The sequence below is a fragment of the bacterium genome, assembly GCA_016873475.1.
GTDB lineage: Bacteria > Krumholzibacteriota > Krumholzibacteriia > JACNKJ01 > JACNKJ01 > VGXI01.
Map to the genome: position 1 here is coordinate 1 of VGXI01000185.1, position 6217 is coordinate 6217.

Annotated in this window: 6 protein-coding genes; 3 read left to right on the forward strand and 3 right to left on the reverse strand. The window is 67.8% G+C overall.

The genetic code is table 11. From position 1 onward, the window contains the following. The 3 genes from FJ251_12525 to FJ251_12535 form a co-directional block, all read left to right on the forward strand. On the forward strand, positions 1 to 1238 hold a 1238-nt coding region (locus tag FJ251_12525; protein MBM4118535.1), incomplete at its 5' end, for a hypothetical protein. A 31-nt stretch (positions 1239 to 1269) separates the two neighbouring features. Then, a complete protein-coding gene (lpdA, locus tag FJ251_12530) occupies positions 1270 to 2688 on the forward strand; it encodes a dihydrolipoyl dehydrogenase (GenBank protein MBM4118536.1) in 1419 nt (472 codons plus the stop codon). A 1-nt stretch (position 2689) separates the two neighbouring features. Continuing rightward, positions 2690 to 3355, forward strand: coding sequence for a hypothetical protein (locus FJ251_12535; GenBank protein MBM4118537.1), 666 nt, complete (start codon positions 2690 to 2692; stop codon positions 3353 to 3355). On the opposite strand, the gene FJ251_12540 is transcribed toward FJ251_12535, so the two are convergent. From FJ251_12540 to FJ251_12550, 3 genes are all read right to left on the reverse strand, one after another. Further along, on the reverse strand, positions 3322 to 3627 hold the full coding sequence (locus tag FJ251_12540) for a hypothetical protein (protein ID MBM4118538.1): 306 nt from the start codon (positions 3625 to 3627) through the stop codon (positions 3322 to 3324). The two genes, FJ251_12535 and FJ251_12540, sit on opposite strands and share 34 nt — an antisense overlap. 162 nt (positions 3628 to 3789) lie before the next feature. Beyond that, a complete protein-coding gene (locus FJ251_12545; protein ID MBM4118539.1) occupies positions 3790 to 4533 on the reverse strand; it encodes a hypothetical protein in 744 nt (247 codons plus the stop codon). 216 nt (positions 4534 to 4749) lie between these two features. Further along, positions 4750 to 6217 (reverse strand): DUF3387 domain-containing protein (locus tag FJ251_12550; protein ID MBM4118540.1); only part of this gene is annotated, 1468 nt, incomplete at its 5' end.

Sequence of the window (6217 nt, forward strand, 5' to 3'; positions counted from 1 at the left end):
GGGAGGACGCGCCACTCGGGGACGTGGAGACCGACAAGGCCGCGGTGACGATTCCCTCCCCCGCCGGCGGCACGCTGGCGAAGCAGGGCGGCAAGGTGGGCGATGTGGTGATGGTCGGCAGCGTGATCGCCGTGATTGAGGCCGCGGGTGCGCCCGCGGCGAAGGCACCGGCCAAGGCACCCGCGAAGGCCGAGGCCCCCAAGCCCGCGCCTGCGCCCGCGCGGCCCACGCCCCCGGTTGCGCCGAAGCCTGCGACCCCAGCGAGCGCTCCCGCGGGGCCGCCCCCAGGAGCGGGTCCCGTGCCTGCGGCCCCGGCCGTGCGGCACCTCGCGCGCGAGATGGGCATCGACCTCGCCGCCGTCGCGCCCACCGGGCCCGGCGGGCGCGTCACCGCCGAGGACCTGAACCGCTTCCAGGCCGGCGGCGGCGCCGCCGCTGAACCCGCCCCCGGGGGCGGGCCGAGCATGGTCTGGACCGGCGGCGGCATCCCCTTCTTCGACGTCGAGCCGATGCCCGACTTCGCCCAGTGGGGCGAGGTGGAGCGCGAGCCGCTGCGCTCCATCCGGCGCAAGGTGGCGCACAAGATGACGACCTCGATGGTGATGGTGCCGCACGTCGCGCACATGGACGAGGCGGACGTCACCGAGCTCGAAGCCTACCGCCTGCGCGAGAAGGAGCGGCTGGCCGGCCGCGAGGGCGCGGCGCCCACGCTGCTCGCCTTCGTCGCCAAGGCCGTGGCCGAGGGGCTGAAGAGCGCGCGCGCCTTCAACGCGAGCCTCGATCCCTTCCGCGAGGAGATCGTCTACAAGAAGTACATCAACATCGGCATCGCCGTGGACACGGGGCGCGGGCTGATCGTGCCGGTCGTTCGCGATGTCGACAAGAAGAGCGTGCTCGAGATCACGGCCGACATTCGCGCGCTCGCGGAGCGAGCCCGAGCGGGCACCATCGAGGTGTCGGAGCTGCGCGGCGGCACCTTCACGATCACGAACGTGGGCCCCCTGGGCGGCACGGCCCTGCTCGCGACGATCAACTACCCCGAGGTGGCCATCCTCGGCATGGGCCGCGTGCAGGAGAAGCCCGTGGTGCGGGGTGGGCAGATCGTGATCCGCAGCATCCTGCCGCTCAGCCTCGCCTTCGACCACCGCGTGGCCGACGGCGCCGACGCCGCGCGCTTCGTCACGACGATGATGGCGCAGCTCGCCGATCCCCTGTCCTGGCTGGCCGGGAAGGCCTAGCTGCGCCGCACGCAAAGGAGACGCCATGGTGATGGGCAGCCTGGAGCTGGAGACGGGCGTCGTCGTGATCGGCGGCGGGCCGGGCGGCTACGTGGCCGCGCTGCGCGCGGCGGACCTCGGGCTCGAGGTCACGCTGGTCGAGGCCGCCGAGAAGCTGGGCGGCGTGTGCCTGCGCGAGGGCTGCATTCCGTCCAAGGCGCTGATCAACGTGGTCGAGATCGCGCACGCGGCGCGCGAGGCCGGCAAGTTCGGCCTCAGCTACGGCAAGCCGAAGTTCGATCGCGAGAAGCTCCACGACTGGATCCAGCAGGTAGTCGACAGCCTGACCGGCGGCATTGCGGGACTGCTCGAGAAGCGCGGCGTAGAGGTCGTGAAGGGCTACGCGCGCTTCGCCGGCCCGCACGAGCTGGCGATCGAAGGCGGCGAGGTCAGCCGCATTCGCTTCGGGCACGCGATCATCGCCACGGGCAGCCGCATCAACGAGATCCCCCCGGCCTACGACATTCCGGTGTGGTCCAGCGCCGAGGCGCTGGAGATTCCCGAGATTCCAGAGACCCTGCTCGTCGTGGGCGGCGGCTACATCGGCCTGGAGCTGGGGCTGGTCTACGAGGGGCTCGGCAGCAAGGTGAGCATGGTCGAGCTCTTCCCGAACCTGCTGATGGGGGCGGACCAGGACCTGGTGCGGCCGGTGCTGAAGAACTGCCAGGCGCGCTTCGAGGAGCTGATGCTGGAGAGCAAGGTGATCGGCATCAAGGAGCTGGGCGAGGGGCAGGGCTTTCGCGTGGACATCGAGCAGGGCGGCAAGCTGGAGAATCGCCACTACGACCGCGTACTCGTGGCCGTCGGGCGGAGGCCCAACACGGACGACCTCGGCCTGGAGACGATCGGCCTGGTGCTCGATGGCGAAGGCCGCATCCCCACCGACGAGGCCTGCCGCACGCAGCAGGCGCACATCTTCGCGATCGGCGACGCGGCGGGGGGGCCCATGCTCGCGCACAAGGCGAGCCGCGAGGGCAAGGTGGCCGCCGAGGTGATCGCCGGCCACCCGAGCGCCTTCGACAACCGCGCGATCCCGGCCGTGGTGTTCACGGCCCCCGAGATCGCGTGGACGGGGATCACCGAGCGCGAGGCCGAGGCAAAGGGCGTGGCGATTACCGTGGGGCGCTTTCCGCTGAGCGCGCTGGGGCGGGCCAAGGCGATCGGCCGCACGGAGGGCTTCGTCAAGGTGATCGCCGATCCCGAGACGCAGCGCCTGCTCGGCGTCGGCATGGTGGGTCCGCAGGTGAGCGAGCTGATCGCCGAGGGCACGCTGGCGATCGAGATGGGCGCAACGCTCGAGGACCTCTTGGTCACGATCCACCCCCACCCGACGATCTCCGAGAGCATCCTCGAGGCGGCGGAGATGGCGGCCGGCACGGCGGTGCATCTGGCCGCGCCGAAGAAGCCCTAGCGTGGGCGCGCCGCCCGAGGTCGAGGTTCACGCTTCGGGATTGCGAATCGAGCCCTGGCTCGACGATGAGCCGCTCATCGAGGCCGTGCGCGCGGATGGCCAGGCGCGCTGGACGCTTCGCACGCAGCCGACCACTTGCATCGTCCTTGGCCGCGGGTCAAAGCCCGAGGTCGAGTTGTTTCTCGATGCCGTGCTCGCCGACGGCGTGCCGGTGTTTCGCCGGCGCGGCGGCGGCTGCGCGGTGTTGCTGGATCCGGGGAACTTGATCGTGAGCGTGGCCCTGCCACTTCCCGGCATCGGGGGTTCGAAGGCTGCGTTTGCGCGGCTGTCGGCGTGGCTGATCGAGGCGCTGGCCGCGGCGGGGGCGCCGGGAGTCGAGCAGCGCGGCGTGAGCGACCTGGTGCTCGAGGGCCGCAAGGTGGGCGGCTCGGCCATCTACCGCGAGCAGGGGTTGCTGTACTATTCGTCGACGCTGCTGGTGGACCCGGACATCGCGGGGATGGGGCGGTGGCTGAAGCATCCGCCAAGAGAGCCGGAGTATCGGCAGGGCCGGCATCACAGGCGCTTCGTCCGCACATTGCCTGAGGGCTGCAACCGCAGCGGGCTTGCGTCCACCCTAGACTGCACTATTGCCTATCGCGGCGGCCCGATGTTTGCGTGCGAGTAGAGCCGGGCCGGATCCCCAGTGTAGATCGCATCGTACATGCTCCAGAGTACCGAGGCGCACACCTGGCCGCGCCTCTTGCTGCCGCCGAGAAGCGAATGAAGGACGAAGCCGAGGGCGCGCAGGGATGCCTCTTGCAGCGCAGGTTCTGGCAGCGGATCGGCTTCAAGGGCTTCCAGTAAGCGGATCGTCTCTGTGCGAGCATCGCCCGTCAGATCTTGCCCGAGGTCACCTAGCAAGAACGCGATCTCCCAGAGTAGCCGCGCGTTGTCCATCTCAACAACCCTCCTCGCTGCACTAAGCAGGCGCATTTGCCGAGTTGAACAGCCGAGACCCCAGCCGGTCGGACCTCTCGCAAGTCTGCAGGCCCAACCTCCTGATGCACGACAACGAGCATGCTCGGATCACTCCCCAGCAGTCACCGCGAAGCCAGTGCTTCAGAAAGGCAGATCATCGTCTTCGGCGTCCGACTCGGGCCGCACCACGGGCGGCGACAGCTCCTTTTTCAGGTCAAGAAGGAACTTGAGGTACACCGCGCAGAGATTCACTGCAAGATCTCCATAAGCACGCGGTATCCGAAGTGGCTCGACTCCCTGGCCGTGACCCCCTACCTTGTGTCTCAGGGCTGGGAGGCCCTGCAAGACACTCCCAGTGATGGCCTTTTGCGCCTCCTCAGGCACTCCGTGGAGTAGGTCCGTCTCTGCTCGAAGCCTCTTCAGAAGCTCGCCTGCAGTGCCTTCCCTCTGGTTCAGTAGCGCTTTCAGAGCGCTCTCGAATGCGCAGTTCGCCTTGTGGATCGCATCATCGGCGTCCCCCGCCAGAAGGTAGCTGCGGGCATCACGAAACTCCTCGTGCGCTCCAAGAAAGCCCTCCCGCCGCATGTCCTCCTCTACCAGGTCCCGAAGTGCGTCAAGGAATCGCGAGTCAATTAGGTACATGCGGCCTTCGGACATCCGCCAGACCGAGGCCTCTTCCGCAAGGACTGCATTCACTTCGGCTTGATATGGCGACCTCCGGTCCTCGGCAAGCAGTCGGTAGTACGCTTCAAGTGCATCAAGGACGGACTGTGGGTAGGCAAACACCACGAAGTCGTCAAACCCTGTCGCCTCCCTGTCGCCGCCGTCGCTTTCGTCCTGGACTCGTAGCGCGGCCTTTCCGTAAGCGCCCTTCAGCGCTTCCATTGCCTCAGCCTCCGTGTCGGAGGTCTCCCATCGCTGCCCCCAGGTCTCCATGTGCGCCCGACAAACCATAGCAAGCCGCTTCCGCAGTGCTCGGGGGAATGATGGGTACGGAATGGCCTTCTCGCGGAGCGCTTTCTGAAACCGCTTGCTAAACAGCCCCTGCATTCTAGTCTCACGTCTCCTCTCGCTGTTGTGCTCTACACCTGACAGTCGCAACTAGGCGACTGCCCACTCCACGGACAATACTTCCGCCTGCTCCAGCACTGTCTGCGTGGCCTTCTCCTGCTTGTCCGGCGGGTAGCCGTGCTTGCGTAGGATGCGCTTGATCAGCACTCGGAGCTGCGCTCGCACATTCTCGCGCAATGTCCAGTCGATGGTCACGTTGTTGCGCACGGTCTCGACCAACTCACGGGCGATCCCGCGCAGCGTCTCATCGCCCAGCACTTTCACGGCGCTGTCGTTCGTCTCGAGGGCGTCGTAGAAGGCCAGCTCGTCCTCAGTGAGGCCAAGCAGCTCGCCGCGGGCATTGGCCTCACGCATCTCGCGGGCGAGCTGGATCAGCTCCTCGATCACTTGCGCAGCCTCGATGGCACGGTTCTGGTAGCGGCGGATAGTCTGCTCCAGCATTTCGGCGAAGGAGCGGGCCTGCACCACGTTCTTGCGCCGGCGCACGGCCAGCTCTCCGCGCAGCAGCTTCTGGAGCAATTCGACAGCTAAGTTGCGTTGCGGCATGCTGCGCACCTCGGCGAGGAACTCCTCCGAGAGGATGGAGATGTCCGGCTTGACCAAGCCCGCGGCGGCGAAGATGTCGACCACGCCCTCGGGCGCAACGGCGCGCGAGATGATCTGCCGCACGGCGTGGTCGAGCTCCTCCTCGAGCTTGGCGCCGCCCGGTGCGCGCTTGGCAAGCACCGCCTGAACGGCCTGGAAGAAGGCAACGTCGTCACGGATGGCCAGCGCCGCTTCATGCGGCACCGCCAGCGCGAAGGCCTGGGATAGCAGACGAACCGCCTCGATGCAGCGCTCCTTGCCCTTCTCCTGAGCCAGGATGTGCTCCTGCGCCGCGGGCAGCAGACCGAGCCGCTCCTGCGGGGTGCCGGTCGTCCACTTCGACCGGTCGAAGCCATGGAAGAGCCCGCAGCAGATCTCGTACTTCTCCTGCATCACGGCCACGGCTTCGTCCTGGTCCAGGGCGGTGCGCCCGGTGCCGCCGCTCGCCGTGTAGGTTGCCAGCGCCCGCTTCAGCTCGTGGGCGAGCCCGAGGTAGTCGACGACGAGCCCGCCCGGCTTGTCCTTGAAAACCCGGTTCACGCGGGCGATGGCCTGCATCAGCCCGTGCCCGCGCATCGGCTTGTCGATGTACATCGTGTGCAGGCTCGGGGCGTCGAAGCCGGTCAGCCACATGTCCCGCACGAGCACCACCCGGAAGGCATCGCCAGGGTCACGGAAGCGCTTGGCCAGCAGCTCACGGCGCGGCTTGTTGCGGATGTGCGCTTGCCAGTCCACCGGGTCGGAGGCCGAGCCCGTCATCACCACCTTGAGGGCACCCTGCTCGTCATCCTCGCTCACCCACTCCGGGCGGAGCTTGGCGATCTCGCCATAGAGCTCGACACAGATGCGCCGGCTCATGCAGACGATCATCGCCTTGCCGTCCAGCGCCTCCAGCCGCTTCTCGTAGTGCTCA

Coding starts and splice junctions, on each gene's coding strand:
- lpdA (MBM4118536.1), top strand. CDS start 1,270: ATGGGCAGCCTGGAGCTGGAGACGGGCGTCGTCGTGATCGGCGGCGGG.
- FJ251_12540 (MBM4118538.1), bottom strand. CDS start 3,627: ATGGACAACGCGCGGCTACTCTGGGAGATCGCGTTCTTGCTAGGTGAC.
- FJ251_12545 (MBM4118539.1), bottom strand. CDS start 4,533: ATGGAAGCGCTGAAGGGCGCTTACGGAAAGGCCGCGCTACGAGTCCAG.